The organism is Escherichia sp. MR, assembly GCF_005280595.1.
Classification (GTDB): Bacteria; Pseudomonadota; Gammaproteobacteria; order Enterobacterales; family Enterobacteriaceae; genus Escherichia; species Escherichia ruysiae.
Genome location: NZ_SZVK01000003.1, coordinates 101,423 through 121,810, shown reverse-complemented (window position 1 = coordinate 121,810; position 20,388 = coordinate 101,423). Strand labels below are relative to the sequence as shown.

Genomic DNA, 20,388 nt, shown 5'->3' with positions numbered 1-20,388 from the left:
GCAAGGAGTTATCCGATGAAAACAGGTATGTTTACCTGCGGCCACCAGCGGCTGCCTATTGAACACGCATTCCGTGACGCAAGCGAGCTGGGTTACGATGGCATTGAAATTTGGGGCGGGCGTCCGCATGCCTTCGCGCCGGACTTAAAAGCAGGCGGCATCAAACACATTAAGGCACTGGCGCAGACGTATCAGATGCCGATTATCGGTTACACGCCAGAAACCAATGGTTATCCGTATAACATGATGCTGGGCGATGAGCATATGCGTCGCGAAAGCCTCGACATGATCAAGCTGGCGATGGATATGGCGAAAGAGATGAACGCCGGTTATACGCTGATTTCTGCGGCTCACGCGGGTTATCTCACGCCGCCTGATGTTATCTGGGGGCGGCTGGCAGAGAACTTAAGCGAATTGTGCGAGTACGCGGAAAATATCGGTATGGATTTGATCCTCGAACCGTTAACGCCGTATGAATCGAACGTCGTGTGTAACGCCAACGATGTGCTTCATGCGCTGGCGCTGGTGCCTTCGCCGCGTCTGTTCAGCATGGTCGACATCTGCGCGCCGTATGTCCAGGCAGAGCCGGTGATGAGTTATTTCGACAAACTGGGCGATAAACTGCGTCATCTGCATATTGTCGACAGCGACGGTGCCAGCGACACCCATTACATCCCCGGTGAAGGCAAAATGCCGTTGCGGGAGCTGATGCGCGATATCATCGACAGAGGTTATGACGGTTACTGTACGGTGGAACTGGTGACGATGTATATGAACGAACCCAGACTCTACGCTCGCCAGGCGCTGGAACGCTTTCGCGCGCTGCTGCCGGAGGATGCGAGATGAAAAACCTGGCGACAATCGGCGATAACTGCGTCGATATCTACCCGCAACTGAATAAAGCATTTTCTGGCGGTAATGCGGTGAACGTGGCGGTGTATTGCACTCGCTACGGCATACAACCCGGATGCATTACCTGGGTGGGTGACGATGACTACGGCACAAAGCTGAAGCAGGATCTTGCCCGCATGGGCGTCGATATCAGCCATGTCCATACGAAACACGGCGTTACCACACAAACTCAGGTGGAACTGCACGACAACGATCGCGTTTTTGGCGACTACACCGAAGGCGTGATGGCCGACTTTGCCCTGAGCGAAGAGGATTACGCCTGGCTGGCGCAGTATGACATTGTGCACGCGGCAATCTGGGGACATGCGGAAGACGCTTTCCCGCAACTGCACGCAGCGAGCAAACTTACCGCTTTCGACTTCTCTGACAAGTGGGACAGCCCGCTCTGGCAGACGCTGGTGCCGCATCTCGATTTTGCCTTTGCCTCCGCGCCGCAAGAAGACGAGGCGCTGCGTCTGAAGATGAAAGCGATTGTGGCCCGTGGCGCAGGCGTGGTGATTGTCACGCTGGGCGAAAACGGCAGCATTGCCTGGGATGGCGAGCAGTTCTGGCGTCAGTCTCCTGAACCGGTGACGGTTATCGACACCATGGGTGCCGGAGATTCGTTCATTGCCGGATTCCTTTGCGGCTGGTCTGCGGGGATGACATTACCGCAGGCGATGGCGCAGGGAACGGCGTGTGCGGCACAAACTATTCAGTACCACGGTGCCTGGTAGGCATAACGTTGGCGTGAGCATCTTCACGCCAACGTGCTGTTACTTGCCGGAAAACGACCCTATAATCCGTGTAATTCATTCTTTATTTCAGGGTCGATTATGTCAGCTACGGACCGCTACTCTCATCAACTGCTCTATGCCACCGTCCGCCAGCGGCTGCTGGATGATATCACGCAGGGGGTTTACCAGGCCGGGCAACAGATCCCAACTGAAAACGAGCTGTGTACGCAGTACAACGTCAGCCGCATCACCATTCGTAAAGCCATCAGCGACTTAGTGGCGGACGGTGTACTGATCCGCTGGCAGGGTAAAGGCACCTTTGTGCAAAGTCAGAAAGTTGAAAACGCCCTGCTGACCGTTAGCGGCTTTACCGACTTTGGTGTTTCGCAAGGTAAACCGACGAAAGAGAAAGTGATCGAGCAAGAGCAGGTCAGCGCCGCGCCGTTTTGCGAGAAGCTGAATATTCCTGGCAACAGCAAAGTGTTCCGTCTCAGCCGGGTGATGTATCTTGATAAAGAGCCGCTGTTTATTGATAGCTCGTGGATCCCATTGTCACGTTATCCTGATTTTGATGCGATTTATGTCGAAGGCAGCTCCACCTATCAGTTATTTCAAGAGCGTTTTGACACGCGAGTGGTCAGCGACAAAAAGACCATTGATATCTTTGCCGCTACGCGCGCGCAGGCAAAATGGCTGAAGTGTGAACTGGGCGAACCCTTGTTTCGCATCAGCAAAATCGCCTTTGATCAGAATGACAAACCGGTGCACGTCTCCGAACTCTTCTGCCGCGCCAATCGCATCACCTTAACGATTGATAATAAAAGACATTAACCGTAGGCCAGATAAGATGCGCCAGCATCGCATCCGGCGATGCTGGCGCGTTGAGGGGACCGTCCGGCGCTGAATTTAGCTTGATTGCCGAACGGTGCTATCCAGCATTAAATACTGGCAATACTCTCACGCAAAATCCGCAGCACCGTCTCTTCACCACTACGATTCGGATTAATGCGAATCGCGCAATGTTCTAATTGCGGATTCGCCTGGCGAAACGTTCCGGAAAGGCGATAAAAGAGCGGCGGGATCTCATATTTCGACTCCGCGCCCACCGGATACGGTAACGCACCGCGTTTCTGCGCTTCTTCCAGCACCCTGGCGGCAATCGGCTGATGAAACTCCACAATCAACACCTTCGACTGCGCATTGGCAATGACGGCACTTTTAACTTCCGGCACCGCGCCGCCGTTAAGTAAAGCCAGCAGCCGTTCAGAAACGCCCGCCTGTACCGCATGCATCACCGGCGCGAAAACCAGCCCACGCAAGACTTCCTGCGCCTGAGAGCCCTGGATCTGACTACCGCCGGAATAGAGCGTAGCGCGAATACGGTTGATAACGTCGGCATCGCCTACCACCGCACCAACACCCTCTGGCCCAAATAGCTTGAAGCAGGAAAATGTCGAGACATTCGCCCCGCATTCGCAGCCGATTCGCGCCACCTTCATTACCGCATAGTTATCATCGGTTAACGCAGGAACGCCAGCCGAGCGCAACGTTGCCAGCACCTCTGCCAGAATGTAGCGATCCTGCGGCTGCTGGCGCGTATGCTGCACCAGCGCCGCATCAGGTTGTTGCTCGTCTACGACCTGCTTAAGTGCCGACAGGTCATTGAAATCAACAGTAATAAGCGTCAGCCCCATCTGTTCAATGATGACGCGTGTCGTCGGATAAACGGGCGCGTCATGCACCAGAAGACGCTGCCCTGGTTTAAGCAAAGCCGCCAGCCCGGCACGAATCGCTCCTGTGCCAGCGCCTTGCACCAGCACCGCCGCTGGCGCATGAAACGCATCTGCCAGCACCTGCTCCACACGCTGGGTAATGCGAGGCTGATTCAGCCCCGGCGTTAATCCCAAATCACCCCAGGTAAGAAATTAGCTACCAGGAAAATGGCGACAAATGCTATCCACCAGCGCAAACTGCTTCTGCTGCGCTTCAGCAATGGTCAGACTTTTCAGAGGAAACGTCTTCATAAGTGCATTCCTTAAGCCGGAACAAACAGGCCAAGCCAGTAAAGTACATTCAGCAGAATACCGGTAATCATTACTGCCACCACTGGTGCCGCCATTTTTTGTACCGGACGACCGAGAGATTCGTTGAGGAAGTAAATGGCAACCGCGATGGAGAATCCGGTATAGCCTGCCATTTTGATTGCCGCGAAAATCGAGCCGACCAGCAGCGCCACTTCCATCAACATATTCATGGCGTTACGGATGTTATCCGACGCATTACGCACCGACGGATAGTGCCCCAGCCATTTGCCAATCGAACGAAGCAGTAAGACTTCCGCCGAAATAACCACTGCGCCTAATACCGCTGCAACCATCGGATTCGGCGAGAGATAGCCCACCGCATAAACAAAGGTAAAGCCCGCAACTGCATACACGCCAGTGGCTAACGCCGTGGTGGCAATCAACGGTACAAAACCCAGCCCGCGCATAAATTCCGCCAGTGCAGCCTGATTAATCAGCGTTTGCGATTGTTCCGGTGTAACGCCTGCGGAGTACGCTTTCTCAAGGGTGAAAATAGACACTTCGCTACCGGCAAAAATCTTCATGCTGGCAACGGCAGCAATCAATGCTCCCACGATGGCGATATACGGTAAGTTTTTGATAATCCGCGACGTGCGCTCTTCAAACACCGAAAGCACGCTGGCATCGATATCATTTTCATCACGATGACGCAGGTCGTGAGTTATCGCGATCCCCAGCAGCATTACCATGCCAATAAAGATTTCGATGGATTCCGGATTAAGATGCGGGAAAAAACGCACCACCACCACACGGGTCATCAACACGACGGCAGCGGCGATCAGGCTTTGCTTCCAGCCAAACTGGTAGAAAATCGCCACCAGCGGGAACAGCGCAAAAGCAGAAACCACCGGCGAGCTAAGTTCCCCAAGGCTACCTAATACATCTACCGGCAGCGCAGTCAGCAACTGGTTTACCGGCAACAGGCAGGTGAGGATCAGTACCCCCCAGATCGCGCCAAGACCAAACGCCATCAGGCTGTTTATCGCCAGTACGCCGAGAATATCGGTAGGAAGAAAAAGCAGCCATGCATTGAGCAGGCCGGTTTTCAGGGTAAAAGAGATCCCCACCGAGGCCACAAAACCAATGCTCAGACCAAAAGCGATACTCCCCGCCTCGCGACGGTTCATATAGCCTTCAATCAGTTGCGGCAGGATCGGGCGAATACCATCATGGAAAACAGCCGCCGAGCGATGCGCCAGAAATGATGTCATACCGGTCAGGCACGCCACCAGGATAATCTGGATATACAGATCCATAGTCGTGCCTTTTATTTCAGATGGTTAATCAGCATCGGAATCGCATGTTCGACGTGCTCAACGGAAAGCCCAAACGCCACTTTCCCTTCGGCGATCATTTTGGCGATATGTTCGTCTTTCGCTTTAATGCCCGGCTTGGCAATAGTGCAACTTTTGTTATAGCCAATCACCGCGATGGCAATCGACAATGCCGCACCCGCACCGGTATTACACGCGCCGATGTAGTAATCCAGTTGCCCGGATTTCACTTTCATTGCCGCTTCCATGTCGTTATGAATGAAAACTTCAAAACAGCCAGGAGCCGTCGCTTCAATAGTTTTTTTAATCTGCTCACGCTGTAAGCCTGCAACGCCAATCTTTTTCATGAGTCTGTCCTTATTGGAAAAATTGAGAGGGATTTTCACGTAACATCACATCCACATCGGCCTGACTGAATCCTGACTGGCGCAATTGCGGAATAAAGGTGGTAATAAAAAGTCATAGCCATAACCACCGTTGGCTTTTAAATGGGAGCGGCGCGTAATATCCATCGACAGCATGACGCGGTTCAGCAACCCACGGTCGCGTAGCGCATGAAGCATCGCAATACGCTTTTCGTCCGGGTAGTAACTGTTCTTACCAATGGTGTCGAACTGCACATACGCGCCGAGATCGATCATCTTCAAAATGTTGTCGAGGTTGTCTTTCAGATCGCAGTGACCAACGGTGACGCGCGAAAGATCAACTCCGTGGGCTTGCAGTAGCGCCAGTTGTTCCAGCCCCATGGTGCTAAAAGAGGTATGCGTGGAGATCGGACGTCCGGTCTGGTTATGTGCCAGCGCGGCGGCAATAAACACCTTCTCTTCCAGCGGCGTAATCTTCCCTTCGCTGGAACCAATCTCCGCGATGATCCCGGCTTTCAGCTCCGTGCCATCGATACCCTGTTCAATTTCATCGACCATCTCTTGCGCCAGTTCCTGCACGCTGCGGGTCGCCACATGTTGCGGGAAAAACGCGTCCTGGTAATAACCGGTACAGGCCACCACGTTGATCCCGGTTTCGCGCATTACATCGAGCATAAATTGCGCATTGCGCCCCATATAACGGTTGGTCATCTCAATCACATTACGCACGCCCTGGGCCATCAGGTCGTTCATCTCCTGACAAATGAACGCATATTGATCAAGGCGGCAATCTACGTTGTTTTTAAAGCCGGAGAGATCAATATGCAGATGCTCATGGGCAAGGGTGTAGCCGGTCGAGTCGATGGTCATAAAGAGTCACCCTGAAAGCGAAAGGACGATAAAAAGGAAGTGCCGTTTTGTGGCGGCGATGCGCGGAAAAATTCACATACTGTGGCTCCTACGTCAGAGAGCGTGGAACAAACCCCCAGACGAGTTGCAACCAGCCCTTGCTGATAAACCAGTACCGGCACCACTTCGCGGGTATGGTGGCTATGTCCAATGGTCGGGTCGTTACCGTGATCAGCCATCACGATCAGGCAATCATCCGGCTGCATCGCCTCAACAAGGCGAGTAAGGTTACGGTCAACGACCTGCAAACGTTCGGCATAACGTGCGACGTCTTCTGCATGACCGGCAAGATCGGTTTCCTGGATATTGGTGCAAATAAACGCGGTCTGATGAGCGTTAAACTCGTCGAGGGTGATATCCATAATCTGCTGGCTATCCACCAGATTTTGCCAGCTCACGCCATAAGGATTACTGACGATATCCGCTACCTTTCCCACCAGAACCGTAGGTATGCCCGCCTGATACAACTGTTGCGGCACCTGCACTTTTTCATCGACGCCGTAGCCCATATGCACGACCTGGAAGCCGTTGTCATAAGCGCCAGAACGCGGCGCATTGATGCCAATAAAACGTCCTTCTTTGCTTTCTGCGGCATCGAGAATGCGCTGGCTGTCCGCTAACAGCCCCCCAAATGTGATCACTCTGCCAACCTGAACTTGCTCACGCACCACACGACCTATTTTGATGACTTCATCGAACGGTATTACGGAGAGATTGGCGGTAACGTTATAGACCTGGCCTAAATCCGCTTCGAGATTGTCACCAACTGCCACGGCCTGGTTAACCCACAGAAACTGCAACTCATCGCCACGGCGCTCTACTTGCCAGCCCGCAGTAATTAATGCTTGCTCAACACAGTCAATAACATCACGAAAGGGCATCCGCAGCGGCGGCAGTGGTCGCGTACCTAAAATTTCCTGATGTCCCATAAAGGTATCGCCACCTTCATGTTGCAGTTCCGCCACACCCCAGACTGCGGAATCCGATGGCTGCATATCTCCGGGGGCATAGCCCAGAGCATTAATAAGCCCTAACTTCTCCAGCATTGGCAGTTGTAAATGCGGTAACTCACAAAGAATGTGACCGCAAGTATTGGCTCCGGCATCCTGCGGGCGTACCCGCGTGACATCTTTCATTGCCCCCACGCCGAAGCTATCAATCACTAACACCACAAATCGCGCCATTTACGCCTCCAGAAGGTTGCCGAGGCTGTCATAACGGCCTACGATTTCCGGCGCTCTGTGCTGAATACCGGACACCAGCACGACATCACTGCGGGTAACAAAAATTTGTGTACGAAAACAGAGCACCACCGCGCTACTCACCGGAAACTCTCCCGCCAAAGGCAAGGTGTAGTCGATGCTGCTGTCATCCACGGCGTTGAGATATGTTTCAGTAATGCTTTGATTTTCTGGCGTAAACACCAGCGCATGTTGCGCATGACCACGACGGTAATAGCCGCCGCCATAGCAGTAGCTATCGCCACGAAAATGATGGGATATTTCGCTTAACCAGAGCATGGCTACGCGTTCAGGCTGGTCACCCTGTTGGTTTGCCGGAATGGTGCCCGTCAGCGCATGACCAGGTTCGGCATGAGTAACACCGTATTCCGCCAGCATTGGCAGTGAAGTACAGCTGGTTGCTGAAGGCGCGTTTAATTGCTCAACAGCAACACCAGATTCCGCCAGCTGGTTGCGGGCATTGACCAACGTCTGGAGGTTCGGCGTCGGCAAAACCTTCCCGGCACTCTCATTCCATAGCAGGCAAGGGAAATGGGTAAGTCCCGCTAAATGGAGTCCTGGCAGTTTTTGGATTTCAGCGACAATTTCCTGCAACGAATGTTGAGCAAAACCACTTTCCTGTCCCGGATAAAGAAAATCATCGTCGCTATAAACTTTGAGCAGCACAGACTGGATTCGCCCGGCCTTCACCGCCGCCGCAGAAACTTCCCGCGCTTTGTCGAGAGTAAACACGGTGATGACGTCGGTGCCCTGTTCAACGGCATCAGCGACCTGGTGACAAGGGATTTGCACCAGATGCCCCTGATGCGCCACCGGCAAACCTGCGCGGCGCATCACTCGCGCCTCTTTGTAATCCACCGCCACAATACCGCTGTAGCCCAGCGCCAGCAGTTTTTCCGCCAGCCACGGATTGCGACCGAACTGTTTGGTCATCAGATACAGCTCAATACCATAAAGCCGCGCCGTCTCAATCAACCGCTTACCGTTTTCCAGTACCTGATCCACGTCGATAACCCAACTGTCCGGGGCTATCTTGCCCTGCTGCCACAGGTTTAGTGCGGCAGAAATCAGTGCCGGGTTCTGGCGTTTCAATGCTTCTACAAACATCTTGTTGCCTCGTTTCTGTTCCTTGAATCAAATATTCATTTTTTTGAATATTTAAGATATGCGACGTGGATTTGTTGTGGGCTTCAGACCTCTTCGTTAGCGACCATCCATAATCCATAAAGGTTGGCCAGCAAATAGCCTTCTTCACACGGGTTAACTTCCAGCGCGAATCCCTGCAATAACACCTGGTGCAACTGCATGATCGCTGGCCAGTGGCGACATTGCGACAGTTCAGCCAGCAACTCGTCATCCAGTGGCTGGATCTGTTCGCCGCGACGACTGCGCATCAGCGCACTCGCCATATGTATCATTGCCATCGTTCCCTGCTCGCTGCGCACTGGTAGATGGCACTCTGTTTCCAGTACGTTGACGACCTGCATCATGCCTTTGCAGATGTCCTTATCGATGACCCCTGCATCGCAAAGCAGGTTGAGTCTGGTTTCCATTTTAGATGCCTTTCGTTTAATAACTGGGTTCCTGTTCCCCACTGACCACTCGCTGTTGATGGGCAAGCAGGGCGTGTTTATCAACAACCGCACGCAGCAATTGTTGCATCGGGTAATCATCGGCTCGCGTCAAAACCACGGCTTCAGTTGCCTGTAAAAATCGCGGATCGTCTGTGAGCGGCGTGGCTTCTAATCCCAGCATGGTCAGTTCGTTTTCCGCCACCACGTTCCAGATAACCGCATCGACATCACCTTTAACAATGCGCTGTAAACTCTCGTGATAAGAGAGATCGACTCGCTCCACATCGCTACTGCCAAAAAAGACATCGGTCATGATTTTCTGATCTGCCGAACGGTTATCCAGCCCCACGCGCTTCACGTTACCGGACTCCCCTTTACGGCAAATCAACTGGTGCTCGCCAACGTAGGTATGCGGCCCCAACTCCAGCGCAAGACATAATCCTTTTTGCGTGAGATAACTTTCTGCCGCCAGTCGCGAAACTACCGCCATGTCATAGACACCGTTAAGCAAGCACTCCACGCGAATATCCGCACCACGCATATGCGCATAGTAAAAAGGAATGCCATCAAACTGAGCTTTTAATCCGCTCGCTAAACCTTCGTACAAGCGGGTATAGGGCAAGGGCATCGCACATACCACATTGTTGATATCAACATGGGTCAGCAGTGCTTTGTTATCCATCTCTACCAGATAACTGCCATTGCGCCCGCGACGTTCAATCCGTATCGCGCCGCTTGACTCCAGATTTTTTAACGCGGCCTGCGTCAGGCCGACGGACGAACGGCATTCAGTTGCCAGTTCATCTATAGTTTTTAGGCGATTACCACACTTTTCACCTAACAAATAACGAGCCAGCGTCGTGATGACGACGCCTTCTTTTTTGATAAACGTTCGACGCATAATAAATTTTCAATAAAATAAATATTTATATATTCATAAAAATGAAGATAAGGCGCAACAAGCAGATGTGGAAACGGCGAGATGCTTCACATTTTTTTGGGTTATTGCAAATAACGACGTAAAAAAACCGGGTTTCCCCGGTTTTTGGTCTCAATAGTGAATTAAGGCTTCGCCACAAAACCAATCGCTTCGTAAACCGCTTTCAACGTGCGGGAAGCGTGTGCGCTGGCTTTTTCTGCGCCGTCTTTCATTACCTGTTGCAAGAAGGCTTCATCATTGCGGAAACGGTGATAACGCTCCTGCAATTCAGTCAGCATACCGGAAACCGCTTCAGCTACTTCGCCTTTCAGGTGACCATACATCTTGCCTTCGAACTGTTTTTCCAGTTCCGGAATGCTTTGGCCCGTTACCGCAGAAAGGATATCCAGCAGGTTAGAAACGCCCGCTTTGTTCTGCACGTCGTAGCGAACTACCGGCGGCTCGTCGGAGTCAGTGACCGCACGTTTGATTTTCTTCACTACCGATTTCGGATCTTCCAGCAGACCGATAACGTTATTGCGGTTATCGTCAGACTTGGACATCTTCTTGGTCGGCTCCAGCAGTGACATTACGCGCGCGCCAGATTTCGGAATAAACGGCTCCGGTACTTTAAAGATATCGCCATACAGCGCGTTGAAACGCTGGGCAATATCGCGGCTCAGTTCCAGGTGCTGTTTCTGGTCTTCGCCGACCGGCACCAGATTGGTTTGATACAGCAGGATGTCCGCAGCCATCAGCACCGGATAGTCAAACAGACCAGCGTTAATGTTCTCGGCATAACGCGCAGATTTATCTTTAAACTGCGTCATGCGGCTCAGTTCGCCGAAGTAGGTATAGCAGTTCAGTGCCCAGCCTAACTGCGCATGTTCCGGCACGTGGGACTGAACAAAAATAGTGCTTTTCTCAGGATCGATACCGCAAGCCAGGTACAACGCCAGCGTATCCAGCGTCGCTTTACGCAGCTTCTGCGCATCCTGGCGCACGGTGATGGCGTGTTGGTCAACGATGCAGTAAATGCAATGGTAATCATCCTGCATGTTTACCCACTGACGCAGCGCACCCATGTAGTTACCAATGGTCAATTCACCTGAAGGCTGTGCGCCACTAAAAACGATGGGCTTAGTCATTTTTCGATTCCTGATTTTCGCTTTGCGGAAGCCCTAATGCGGGCAGAAGGTCATTTATAGAGTGATAAATTACATCAGGCTGGCTGAGATCGATAGCCTCGCCGTAGTTATATCCGTAGGTTAAGCCAACTGAAGGGCAACCGGCTGCTTTTGCTGCCTGAATATCATTGCGAGAATCGCCGACAAACAGCATCTGTTGCGGGGCAATGCCCATACGTTCAGCCACCAGTAGCAGCGGATCCGGGTGGGGTTTTTTGTTTTGTACGTCATCGCCGCCGATAACCACGCTAAAGTATTTTGCGATATCTAAGGCTTCCAGCAGCGGGGCGACGAACGGCGTTGGTTTGTTGGTAACCAGACCTAGCGGCAGGCCTTTAGCCTGCAATGCGCCCAGCGTATCGGCAACGTGCGGGAACAAAAACGTGCCTTCTTCAGCAACTTCGCCATAGTAACGATCAAACAGCTTACGCAGAATACGTACTTGTTCTTCTGCCGGAATATCGTCATCAACGGGCGGTTTGCCCATCGTTTTACGCAGCGTCGCACGTTCCTGACGCGCCCAGGTCAATGCCCGCTCCATCAGCACATCTGCGCCATTACCAATCCAGGTAATAACACGCTCTTCGCCTGCAACGGGCAACTCCAGCGCATACAGCGCCATATCTACCGCAGCAGCCAGGCCGGGAGCACTGTCAACCAGCGTGCCATCGAGATCGAAGGCAACGCCGCGAATATCTTCAAACTTACTCATGACTTACCTTTGCCAGTTCACTGCGCATTTCATCAATGACTTTTTTATAGTCTGGCTGGTCGAAAATAGCGGAGCCAGCGACAAACATATCCGCGCCCGCCGCAGCGATTTCGCCAATATTGTTCACCTTCACGCCACCGTCCACTTCCAGTCGAATGTCGAAGCCAGACTCGTCGATACGACGACGTACTTCGCGCAGTTTATCTAACGTTTGTGGAATGAAAGACTGACCGCCAAAACCAGGGTTGACGGACATCAGCAGGATCACATCCAGTTTGTCCATCACGTAATCCAGATAGCTCAGCGGTGTCGCCGGGTTAAATACCAGCCCCGCTTTACAGCCATTTTCTTTAATCAGTTGCAGCGTGCGATCAACATGCTCGGAGGCTTCAGGATGAAAGGTAATGATGCTGGCACCAGCGGCAGCGAAATCAGGCACAATGCGATCAACCGGTTTCACCATCAGATGCACATCGATAGGGGCGGTAATGCCGTAATTACGCAAGGATTTCAGCACCATTGGTCCAATCGTCAGGTTGGGAACATAGTGGTTATCCATGACGTCAAAATGCACGACATCAGCGCCAGCTGCCAGGGCTTTTGCGGTATCTTCACCCAGGCGGGCAAAATCAGCCGACAGAATTGAGGGGGCAATCAAATACTGTTTCATCCGCTTCTCCTTGAGAATTATTTTTTCGCGGGTGAAACGACTCCTGGTTTGTACAAAGCCAGCAGTTCGTCCACCTTTTTACGTGTGCCGCCGTTGCTGCTTATACTGCGTCGAACTTTGACGACATGCAATTTTGCGCGCTGATACCACTCGCGCGTTAGCGCCGTATCATGGTTAGAAATCAGTACCGGGATCTGACGGTTAACCAGACCTTCGGCGATCTCCGCCAGATGCGCCTGTTGTTCAAGAGTAAAACTGTTTGTGTGATACGCCGTAAAGTTGGCGGTCGCAGATAGTGGTGCATAAGGCGGATCGCAATAGACGACAGATGCATCATCTGCGCGCGCCATGCTATCGGCATAAGACTCACAATAGAAAAAGGCATTCTGCGCTTTTTCAGCGAAGTGATACAACTCAGCTTCCGGGAAATAGGGTTTTTTGTAGCGGCCAAACGGCACGTTAAACTCACCGCGCAGATTGTAACGACACAGGCCGTTGTAACCGTAGCGGTTCAAATATAAAAACAGTACCGCCCGACGGAACGGATCCTGGCTTTTGTTGAACTCTTCGCGGAACTGATAGTAAACCTCGGCGCAATTTGTCTCAGGAACAAACAGCTCGCGGGCAGCCTGTACGTACTCATCAGTACGCATCTTCACAATGTTGTAGAGACTAATCAGGTCGCTATTGATATCGGCAAGGATATAACGAGAAAAGTCGGTGTTGAGAAACACCGACCCGGCACCCACAAAAGGTTCAACCAGACATTCACCCTTAGGCAAATGCCGTTTAATATCATCAAGCAAGGGATATTTGCCCCCTGCCCACTTCAAAAAAGCGCGATTTTTCTTCATGCTGACTAACTAATTACACCTTCTCCGGCTGTGGAGAAAGCTCCGACAGCATCCAGCGCTTCAGGCAACTCCCGCAACGATAAACCATTGCGGGAGATAACCTTGATTACTTCAGATCGGCCTGTACCTGACGCAGCGGTTTCGCCCACGGGTTTTTGGCCTGGACATCTGCTGGCAATGTAGATACCGCTTTTTTCGCTTCTTCTTTTGAAGCGTACACGCCAGAAACCAGTACATACCACGGCTGACCATTACGCGTCGTTTCATAGACAACGTAGTTTTTCAGATTCTCTTTCTTCGCCCAACCGTTCAGGTTGTCGTAGTTAGAAGAACTGCTCAGCTGCAGAGTGTAATGGCTGGACGGTGCCGATTTCAACGAACCAACATTACCTGCGGTCTTCGCTCCAGCGGCTGGTGTTGCCGTGGTTTGCGCCGGAGATGCCGTCTGTACTGGAGCCGTAGTCGCCGTCTGTACTGGAGCCGTAGTCGCCGTCTCTTTTGGTGCTGCTGGCGTTGTGGCTTGCGTAGAAGTCGCAGCCGGTGCCTTTGTGCTCACCACAGGTGCAGCCGGTTCAGTACGCTTCGGCGTCTGTGCTACCGGCTTCGGTTCCGTTTTCACAGTTGCTTGTGGTTTTTTCGGTTCAATCACCGCCTGCTGACGTGCCGGACGCGTAGTGGTCGGCCGTTCAGCGGTTTGCGCTTTCGCCGTATCACGCGATGCGTTGCCATTACGAACTGGCGCTACAGTCGCGGGTTCGGTTGGCAGCGTGGAGTTGACCGCCACATTGTTCAACTGCTGCTGATTTTGCGGCTGGGTCAGCGCGTTATTCAGGTCACCCTGCACTTCAACACGTTGTTGACCATCCGTTGCCGCCGGGGTTTGCCCCTGGGTCGGCGTAGAAGAAATCGGCGGCAGAGAAACATCCTGCTGGGTATTTTCCGCAGACGTGGTTCCCGGCGCTGGCTGCACGCCATTTGCCTGATCAGTCGCATTGCCAGCAAGATCAATACTCTTCTCACCAGACGCGGTTTGATCGCTGGAAGAGGTCGAGGGGGCTTTTAGCGCAGAACCGATACCGATGATCAACAGCAGCAGAACCAGAATACCGACGCCCATCATCATATACTGACGAGAAGCCGGTTTGCTGGCTGCTTTTTTGCGCTTACGCGGACGACGCTCTACACGCTCTTCATCCACAGCGTCATCTTCGGAATCATCAATTTCTTCTTCGATTTCCGGTTCCTCATTGCGCTCTTTTTGCGCACGAGTCGGACGGCGATCGTCAGTTTCATCAAGTTCAATATCATCAAAATTGATCTGCGGTTCGCCACGTTCAGTACGTTCTGAACGCTCAGAAGATTGACGAGAACGACCAGTACGACGATCGCTGGGATCGGGTTTCAGCTCGTCTTCTGGTTTGAATTCATCCATTTAACACCCCACTAAAAGGTTAATGCTTACCACGTTGCAATTAACCTGAAGCTAATAGACCGCTGATAAGCGGCCGGACCTTTCTTGTTGTTACGCTGATTGACAATCGGTAATAGCGTTAAGAACAAGTTCGTGCGATACGCCGCCGCGAACTTCACTCTTACCAATTGCCAGCGGAAGAATTAAGCGCATCTCTCCCGCAAGGACTTTCTTGTCACGCAGCATATGCGGTAAATACGCCTGCGCGGACATTTCGCGCGGCCCATTAACCGGTAATCCAGCCCGCGTAAGCAGGGTAATAATACGCTGCGTTTCGGCAGAACTAAACTGCCCGAGACGTTCCGACGTCCGCGCCGCCATCACCATACCCGCCGCGACTGCTTCACCGTGCAACCAATTGCCATACCCCATTTCCGCTTCAATAGCATGACCAAAGGTATGTCCCAGATTCAGTAAAGCACGTAAGCCGGATTCGCGCTCGTCGGCAGCGACAACTTCTGCTTTCAGCTCACAGCAACGACGAATACAGTACGCCATTGCCGGACCATCCAGATTGAGCAGCGCATCCAGATTATCTTCCAGCCAGTTGAAAAACTCACCGTCAAGAATAATGCCGTATTTGATGACTTCCGCCAGCCCCGAAGCTAACTCTCTCGGAGGAAGCGTTTTCAGACAGTCGAGATCCACCACCACTGATGCTGGCTGATAAAAAGCGCCAATCATATTTTTACCGAGGGGATGGTTGACTGCGGTTTTTCCGCCAACGGAAGAGTCCACCTGCGACAGCAATGTCGTCGGGACTTGAATGAAGCGAACGCCGCGCTGATAGCTCGCCGCTGCAAAACCGGTAAGATCGCCTACTACGCCGCCGCCAAGCGCCACCAGCGTCGTATCGCGACCGTGCGGTTTTTGCAACAACGCCGTAAAAACGGTGTCGAGTACTGCCAGGCTTTTATACTGCTCGCCGTCAGGGAGGATAACGCTATCGACGTTAACACCCGCCTGTTCAAGTACGCTGCGAACCTTATCGAGATACAGAGGAGCCAGGGTTTCGTTGGTGACCAACATCACCTGCTCACCCGATTTCAGCGGTAAGAATGAAGCTGGTTCGTTAAACAAACCAGATGCGATGGTAATTGGGTAACTACGTTCCCCGAGAGTGACGACTATCCTCTCCATAACGCGACATCCACCTTAATTACTGTACCCGCAGACGAGTGTATATAAAGCCAGAATTAGTTGCTTTCCAGCATGTGAATAATCTGGTTTGCGACCACTTTGGCGCTTTGATCATCAGTACGAATGGTCACGTCGGCAATCTCTTCATACAGCGGATTGCGTTCATTAGCCAATGCTTCCAGAACTTCACGCGGCGGTGTTTCAACGTGCAGCAACGGGCGTTTTTTATCACGCTGCGTGCGCGCAAGTTGCTTTTCGATGGTCGTTTCAAGATAAACGACAACGCCACGTGCGGAAAGACGGTTACGCGTTTCGCGGGATTTCACAGAGCCGCCGCCAGTAGCCAGCACAATACCCTGTTTCTCGGTCAACTCATTGATGACCTTTTCTTCGCGATCGCGGAAGCCTTCTTCGCCTTCTAAATCGAAAACCCAGCCCACATCAGCTCCGGTTCGTTTCTCAATCTCTTGATCGGAATCGTAAAATTCCATATTGAGTTGTTGAGCTAACTGGCGCCCAATAGTGCTTTTTCCGGCACCCATAGGCCCAACCAGAAAGATATTGCGTTTCTCTGCCATTTTTTCGGTACTACTAAGACTATTCGTTAATGATAAACCCGCTTCGCTCAGAGAGCCCCGCAGGACATGAACTGAAACCTCATAAAATATTGCGAGAGTCAGACTGAAAATTATCTCAATACTCCAGCGGGTTTGGCAACTGAATAAATTGCCCATCCCTCTGCATATCTGGTCGCTGCAGGTGCACTACCTTGCTATCACCGCTCTGGCGATAAATCACCGGGTAAGATTAGCGTAAAAAAGACAGCAAAATGCCGCGTGAAAGATAAATCACCATCATAAAACGCAGGTAACAAAGAGCACCGACTCTCAAATCGGTACTCCTTGTATGCTAAATACCTGCGCACGTCAAATAGATGAAACATGTTCAGCATGAAAACATCGCCGTTTTTGCGGCAGTTTACTCACTGGAAACCAACCGTGGCGTGATAAATACCACTAACTCGCGTCGTTCATCTTCTTTTCCGTCATGACGAAATAATTGCCCGAACCAGGGGATGTCGCCCAACAGCGGTACGCTATCCTGACCCGATTTATTTTTACGGGTAAAAATACCACCCAGTGCCAGCGTTTCTCCGCTTTTTACTTCAACCTGCGTTTCGATCTCCTGCTTATCAATCGCCAGCACTTCGCCATCAGCTTGTTGTAGCACCTGTCCCGGAACGTTCTGGCTGATGTGTAATTTCAGTCGGATGCGACCTTTTTGTAACACCGTGGGCGTGACTTCCATTCCCAGTACGGCCTCTTTAAATTCCACCGACGTCGCGCCGCTTTCACCACTGGAAACCTGATACGGGATCTCGCTTCCCTGTTTAATGCTGGCAGGCTGGAGATGTGAGGCCAGCAGACGCGGGCTGGCGATAATATCCAGTTGCTGTTTTTGTTCGAGCGCGGAAAGCTCCAGATCCAGTAAACGCCCGTTAATGCGCCCAATGTTAAAACCGATATGCGTCGTTGCCGTTGCCACAGAGAGATCGCCGCCGAGCGTGGTCACTTGCCCAACGCCGCCGGTTTGTTGCGCATCGGCCAGCGTCCATTTCACGCCTAACTCGCGCAGACTTTTTTCATTAATGGTGACAATGTGCGCCGACAATTCAACCTGCCCGACCGGCAAATCCATTTGCGCTACCCACTGTTCCAGTGCGCTTAACGCCGTTTTGTTATCACGCAGCAAAAGGCGATTAGTACGTTTATCGACAGTCATGCTGCCTTTGGCGCTAAGTAGCTTTTCTCCTGCTTTCGCCAGCTCTCCGGCGTCGGCGTATTGCAGAGTAATATTGCGATTTTCCAGCGGCAGATTTGCCTGCACCCGCGCCTGTTCAGCCTCCTGACGGGCGATATTGTCATTCTGCCAGGCAACGGAATGCACTGAAAGAATGTTGCCTTCCTGGCGCGTTATCAGCCCGGCGCTTTTCACTACGGTTTGTAGTGCCTGTTTCCAGGGAACGTCAGTGAGATGTAACGACACCGTACCATTGACGTCTGGCGAAACCACCAGGTTTAACTTCTCCTGTTCAGCCAGCGCCTGTAACACCTGAGCCACCGGAACGTCATCCACCATCAGCGTCACTTTTTGCGGCTTTGCCGCCTGTACGCTGGGTATCATCATCAACAGTAGTGCGGCTATCCATTGCTTCATTTTTATCTCCTTGCCGTTGCCACAACCACTGTGGCGGTTCGCAGTTTTTTCCAGTTCCCAGCGTTAATGTTTCTGGCGTCAGTTGTAAAATTGTCCAGCCATTCTCCAGCACATCGTTTTGCTCCACCCGTCGCCATTTTTTTTGCCCATCTTTTATTACGCCAATAACGCGCTCGCCTCGCCCTACCATCCCCTGATAACGCCACTGGCTAAGTTCGCTTACCCGGCATAGATCCTCCGGCGGCTTAAAAGGGTCACGCATACCGGTTAAAAGGCACAAGGCAATACCTACCAACAACCCGCGTTTAACCCTCATGCGGCATCTCCAGTTGTAGCGTGAACAAAAGGTCACCACCTTCCACGCTTAACAAAAAACGGCTCACGCTGACGTTGCGCTCTGCCAGCCGTGTAAATGCCGACGGCACAGCTTTCCAGAACGTTTTTAACGCCAACTCGCCTCCCTGAGCGGATGGATGCCAGTAAAGCAGTTGCGCGCCGGGCAACTGAAAATCCAGTGGCGAAAAGGGCAACTTCTTTTCTTCAATGATGGGAGTGGTGTCTACCAGGCGATAAAGTGCCGTCCATTGCTGGTGATTACTTGCCCGCAGTCGAATTAATGCGTCACTCTCTTCTTGGTGTGCCGATGAAAGAAAAATGAGCGTAACTAACATCAGCAACCAGACTGCCCAGCAAAACTGGCGGATACGGAGTGATGTCGCGAACCACCAGTCAAAAAGAGTGTTCATCGTTAACCGTCCTTGTTAACTGATACTCAAATTGCCAGCGACCTTGAGCATCCTGCTGCGTGGCTCCGCGCTGGTTGAGCTGAAAAGAAGTATCCTGGCGGAGTGCTTTTTCCAGTGCGTTTAACGCAGTAATGTTCGTCGCAAATCCCTTTACCTCCAGCGTTTCCTGCTGCCAGCTTATCGTTGTCAGCCAGGCGTGTTCGGGTAAAAGTGCCGCCAGTGACTCCAGCGAAGATTGCCAGTCGCGGGTAAATTGTCGCTGGCGCTGACGTTGCAAACGCTGTTCGCGTAATTGTTGCCGTTCCAGCAAACGTGGTTTACTGGTTTGTAGGGTGCTGGCGCGTTGTTGTTCCGCCTGAAGCAAAACAGCGTCAACGCGTACTTCAGCGTTGGTTGTCAAACGCAGCATGAGCGTTATCCCGACAGCCAGCAGCAGAGGAGCAACGAACATCAGCAACCAGAAGCGAAGAAAGGCCGTCCGGCGTTGCTCTCGCCAGGGCAAAAAATTGATTGGCGGATTCATCAGTACCCCTCCCCAAGCGCCAGCCCCAGCGCGATAGCAAAGTTTCCACCTGGTGGCGGTAGTGGCGGCTGACGCACAGAAACCGCATTCCAGGGGTCAAATCCGCCTTCGCCGCATATCGCGAGACTTTCAGAATTAATGGCTAACGTCGCGGCCAGTTCATTCGCGCTTGTCATCCCCACCGCCAGTTTGCGTCCCCAGCTATAACGCGTCGCCCATAACCACTGTTCGTTATCACGCCAGGCCAGACATTGCTGATGAGAAGGTAAAAAAGGCAGGAATCGCTGCAAAGCGCAGGCGTCTGGGGTAATCGCACTAACGTGAATACGCAATCTTTCTGCCAGGCTAAGCAGCGTTGCCAGCTCTTTGCTTTGCGCGGCGGTCACGTTATAAGCGGGACTTAGCGAATCTTCGCTGTAATCAAAGCGCAGGGAGTCCGGTTCCATATCCAGCTCGCGAGCCATCGTACCTGTCAACCAGGCCATTTGCTCCCGTTCGCCCAGGGACATTGCCGGACGCGGAAATGCCCTTTGTAACGTTCGGCTAGCGGGAAATGCCAACATAATGTGATGACGGTGTGGCAGTTCACGACTCCACGGTAACAACGTTTTAGTCAGCCGTTCCGCGTCAATAATGCGCCCATCTTTGATAATGTCGGTCGCCAGCGGCAAACGCCACCAGCGTTGCAAAAAGCATTCTTTCGCGCCACGCACGATAGCAACCGCCACCGCTTCTTGCTGTTGTAAATGCAAACCAATTTGCCAGGTCTTAAATGCCATTGTGATGATCTCCTTATCCCCCGTCACTCTGACGGGTATATCAATGCGTCTGGCTTGCCTTTATACTACCGCGCGTTTGTTTATAAACTGCCCAA

Annotated in this window: 21 protein-coding genes and 2 pseudogenes; 3 read left to right on the top strand and 20 right to left on the bottom strand. The window is 52.2% G+C overall.

What is annotated here, in order from left to right:
• Positions 1-15 precede the first annotated feature (15 nt).
• The 3 genes from frlC (at position 16) to frlR (ending at position 2,459) form a co-directional block, all read left to right on the top strand.
• Complete coding sequence (gene frlC, locus FC814_RS02600) at positions 16-846, top strand: fructoselysine 3-epimerase (RefSeq protein WP_137325468.1); 831 nt, start codon at positions 16-18, stop codon at positions 844-846.
• Positions 843-1,628 (top strand): fructoselysine 6-kinase, encoded by a 786-nt coding sequence (frlD, locus tag FC814_RS02595; protein WP_137325467.1) that lies wholly within the window; start codon positions 843-845, stop codon positions 1,626-1,628. Before frlC ends, frlD begins: the two co-directional genes overlap by 4 nt.
• 99 nt (positions 1,629-1,727) lie before the next feature.
• A complete protein-coding gene (gene frlR / locus FC814_RS02590; RefSeq protein WP_137325466.1) occupies positions 1,728-2,459 on the top strand; it encodes a DNA-binding transcriptional regulator FrlR in 732 nt (243 codons plus the stop codon).
• Between the two features lie 107 nt (positions 2,460-2,566).
• Here frlR and FC814_RS02585 read toward each other — a convergent pair.
• The 20 genes and pseudogenes from FC814_RS02585 to hofM form a co-directional block, all read right to left on the bottom strand.
• Positions 2,567-3,652: pseudogene (locus FC814_RS02585) on the bottom strand (aminotransferase class I/II-fold pyridoxal phosphate-dependent enzyme).
• An 11-nt stretch (positions 3,653-3,663) separates the two neighbouring features.
• On the bottom strand, positions 3,664-4,968 hold the full coding sequence (locus FC814_RS02580; RefSeq protein ID WP_137325465.1) for a YhfT family protein: 1,305 nt from the start codon (positions 4,966-4,968) through the stop codon (positions 3,664-3,666).
• 11 nt (positions 4,969-4,979) lie between these two features.
• Positions 4,980-5,333, bottom strand: coding sequence for a DUF2620 domain-containing protein (locus tag FC814_RS02575; RefSeq protein ID WP_000719728.1), 354 nt, complete (start codon positions 5,331-5,333; stop codon positions 4,980-4,982).
• 10 nt (positions 5,334-5,343) lie between these two features.
• Positions 5,344-6,221, bottom strand: a pseudogene (locus FC814_RS02570) (phosphotriesterase-related protein).
• A complete protein-coding gene (locus tag FC814_RS02565; RefSeq protein ID WP_137325464.1) occupies positions 6,218-7,444 on the bottom strand; it encodes a phosphopentomutase in 1,227 nt (408 codons plus the stop codon). Before FC814_RS02565 ends, FC814_RS02570 begins: the two are co-directional and overlap by 4 nt.
• Entirely contained in the window at positions 7,445-8,608 is a 1,164-nt protein-coding gene (locus FC814_RS02560; RefSeq protein ID WP_000497312.1) for a YhfX family PLP-dependent enzyme, read from the bottom strand.
• 83 nt (positions 8,609-8,691) lie between these two features.
• The gene (locus tag FC814_RS02555) at positions 8,692-9,054 is read right to left on the bottom strand and encodes a PRD domain-containing protein (RefSeq protein WP_137325463.1); all 363 of its coding nucleotides are present in this window, start codon (positions 9,052-9,054) and stop codon (positions 8,692-8,694) included.
• Between the two features lie 16 nt (positions 9,055-9,070).
• Positions 9,071-9,976, bottom strand: a complete 906-nt coding sequence (yhfZ, locus tag FC814_RS02550) for a GntR family transcriptional regulator YhfZ (protein ID WP_001254799.1) — start codon at positions 9,974-9,976, stop codon at positions 9,071-9,073.
• 161 nt (positions 9,977-10,137) lie between these two features.
• The gene (trpS, locus tag FC814_RS02545) at positions 10,138-11,142 is read right to left on the bottom strand and encodes a tryptophan--tRNA ligase (RefSeq protein ID WP_000165546.1); all 1,005 of its coding nucleotides are present in this window, start codon (positions 11,140-11,142) and stop codon (positions 10,138-10,140) included.
• The gene (gene gph, locus FC814_RS02540) at positions 11,135-11,893 is read right to left on the bottom strand and encodes a phosphoglycolate phosphatase (protein ID WP_000032690.1); all 759 of its coding nucleotides are present in this window, start codon (positions 11,891-11,893) and stop codon (positions 11,135-11,137) included. The genes trpS and gph overlap by 8 nt, the downstream gene beginning before the upstream one ends.
• On the bottom strand, positions 11,886-12,563 hold the full coding sequence (gene rpe / locus FC814_RS02535) for a ribulose-phosphate 3-epimerase (protein ID WP_000816280.1): 678 nt from the start codon (positions 12,561-12,563) through the stop codon (positions 11,886-11,888). The genes gph and rpe overlap by 8 nt, the downstream gene beginning before the upstream one ends.
• Positions 12,564-12,580: 17 nt before the next feature.
• The gene (gene dam, locus FC814_RS02530; RefSeq protein WP_000742146.1) at positions 12,581-13,417 is read right to left on the bottom strand and encodes an adenine-specific DNA-methyltransferase; all 837 of its coding nucleotides are present in this window, start codon (positions 13,415-13,417) and stop codon (positions 12,581-12,583) included.
• Positions 13,418-13,523: 106 nt separating this feature from the next.
• On the bottom strand, positions 13,524-14,849 hold the full coding sequence (gene damX / locus FC814_RS02525; protein ID WP_137325462.1) for a cell division protein DamX: 1,326 nt from the start codon (positions 14,847-14,849) through the stop codon (positions 13,524-13,526).
• 90 nt (positions 14,850-14,939) lie between these two features.
• The gene (aroB, locus tag FC814_RS02520) at positions 14,940-16,028 is read right to left on the bottom strand and encodes a 3-dehydroquinate synthase (protein WP_000439868.1); all 1,089 of its coding nucleotides are present in this window, start codon (positions 16,026-16,028) and stop codon (positions 14,940-14,942) included.
• A 56-nt stretch (positions 16,029-16,084) separates the two neighbouring features.
• Entirely contained in the window at positions 16,085-16,606 is a 522-nt protein-coding gene (gene aroK, locus FC814_RS02515; protein WP_000818618.1) for a shikimate kinase AroK, read from the bottom strand.
• 400 nt (positions 16,607-17,006) lie between these two features.
• The gene (hofQ, locus tag FC814_RS02510) at positions 17,007-18,245 is read right to left on the bottom strand and encodes a DNA uptake porin HofQ (protein ID WP_071995205.1); all 1,239 of its coding nucleotides are present in this window, start codon (positions 18,243-18,245) and stop codon (positions 17,007-17,009) included.
• Positions 18,157-18,561 (bottom strand): DUF2531 family protein, encoded by a 405-nt coding sequence (locus FC814_RS02505; protein ID WP_001264129.1) that lies wholly within the window; start codon positions 18,559-18,561, stop codon positions 18,157-18,159. The genes hofQ and FC814_RS02505 overlap by 89 nt, the downstream gene beginning before the upstream one ends.
• Positions 18,551-18,991: a hypothetical protein gene (locus tag FC814_RS02500; RefSeq protein ID WP_001093900.1), complete on the bottom strand. Its 441-nt coding sequence runs from the start codon at positions 18,989-18,991 to the stop codon at positions 18,551-18,553. Before FC814_RS02500 ends, FC814_RS02505 begins: the two co-directional genes overlap by 11 nt.
• Positions 18,975-19,514 (bottom strand): PilN domain-containing protein, encoded by a 540-nt coding sequence (locus FC814_RS02495; protein WP_001069302.1) that lies wholly within the window; start codon positions 19,512-19,514, stop codon positions 18,975-18,977. The genes FC814_RS02500 and FC814_RS02495 overlap by 17 nt, the downstream gene beginning before the upstream one ends.
• On the bottom strand, positions 19,514-20,293 hold the full coding sequence (gene hofM, locus FC814_RS02490) for a DNA utilization protein HofM (protein WP_105281184.1): 780 nt from the start codon (positions 20,291-20,293) through the stop codon (positions 19,514-19,516). The genes FC814_RS02495 and hofM overlap by 1 nt, the downstream gene beginning before the upstream one ends.
• Between the last annotated feature and the right edge of the window lie 95 nt (positions 20,294-20,388).